This window comes from Pedobacter sp. 01N416 (genome assembly GCF_056399685.1).
This window is the reverse complement of record NZ_JBFTRT010000868.1, coordinates 1-1,336: the sequence shown is the minus strand read 5'-3', so window position 1 is coordinate 1,336 and position 1,336 is coordinate 1. Positions and strand designations below refer to the sequence as shown.

Sequence of the window (1,336 nt, the reverse complement as noted above, 5' to 3'; positions counted from 1 at the left end):
CGGTAGTGCCTATGCCCACTCTTCCACCCTGCGGACTGAGATATGTATTTCCCTTACTATAATAATTAATATAAGTAGAAAAACCAGCTTTTGCATCTAAATGCAAATTCCCGTTGGTTACGGCTACAAAGGCATGATCGGTTACCTGCCCATTACCACCAACCTGCAGGTACTGCGACCAAGTAGAATTTGGGCCATAAAGATGGTATTGATCATTCGTGATATTTATGGCCTGTCCACTAGATGAACCAATTGCACAGCAAAACAATAAAGCAATTAATAAGATACGTTTAATTTCCATTCCTTTTAAGTTTTTGGTTTTCTGTCTCTAATTTCTCCACCCTTTTATTCATTTCGATTACATGGAGTGTAAGCTCTTCGATCTTTTTCAATAACAGTTTGTTCATCTCACCAACTGCCATGCCATCGCGCTCAAACTCTTTTGCTGATGGCACTTCGGGCAGGTGTTTGTTGATTTTGATATAACTTTCAACTTCCTTCAAAGTTCCAATTTCATATCCTTCCTCAAATACATAATCAGGCGCACCAGCTCCATCTACCCTGATCTCGTTGGCTTTAATTTTACCGTTAACGGTGAGCTTTTCAGTTGGTGCTATGATGCCAATACCCACATTTCCATTGGCATCGATGCGCATTCTTTCTACAAGGCTATTGGCTGCGCTTGATGATGTAGTAAAGAAAGCCAACCTGCTTCCCCAATATTCATATAAATTACTATAGCTTCTAATCTGAGAATAATTACCTGTTGCATTACCATAATCGCCATCTAAGGTTATGGCTACGTAATGTTGTTGTCTATCTGTACTAATGGTAGTGCCTTGTACAATTAGCCCGGGCTGATCTGCATTACTTTGATACAAATGTAATGTACTTTGGGGGTAAAGAGTTCCAACACCAACCCTACCATCGCGCTCCGTTACAATTTTTTGCCATGGTTGTTGTGCATTGTTATTCGTTTTACGTAGGTAAAAATTTTGATCGAAAAAACCACCGGCAAGCTGCATTGCGTAGTTATTGTTAACATTACTGTGCCTTACATCGAGCAAATGCCACCAACCAGATGCACCTGTAGGAAAATTCACTGGATTAATCGTTTGATAAAAGCCAGATGTCCCACCCATCTCACCGGCATCATCCTTTACTTGAGTAGTCTGCGCCAGAAGAAAACATGGGATAAATGCAAAAAATAAAAGTGTAAAAAATTTCATCTCGAATTGATTTGGTTGATATTCAAAATAACTTGACAGGGTTGGTTATTTATAGATAATGAAGCTGAAATAAATTATTGCTTCGTAGCCATTTTCATTTCCAACTC

Annotated in this window: 2 protein-coding genes; both read right to left on the bottom strand. The window is 39.1% G+C overall.

All coding sequences use genetic code 11. The features are described 5' to 3' along the window. Positions 1 to 301, bottom strand: a 301-nt coding sequence (locus AC1DND_RS27990) for a hypothetical protein (protein ID WP_477586137.1), incomplete at its 3' end; no start/stop codon positions are given. Beyond that, positions 291 to 1,229: a hypothetical protein gene (locus tag AC1DND_RS27985; protein ID WP_477586135.1), complete on the bottom strand. Its 939-nt coding sequence runs from the start codon at positions 1,227 to 1,229 to the stop codon at positions 291 to 293. The genes AC1DND_RS27985 and AC1DND_RS27990, both read right to left, overlap by 11 nt. Positions 1,230 to 1,336: the final 107 nt, after the last annotated feature.

Bases quoted from the DNA above. Each gene is read 5' to 3' on its own strand.
- AC1DND_RS27985 (WP_477586135.1), bottom strand. From the start codon at position 1,229: ATGAAATTTTTTACACTTTTATTTTTTGCATTTATCCCATGTTTTCTT.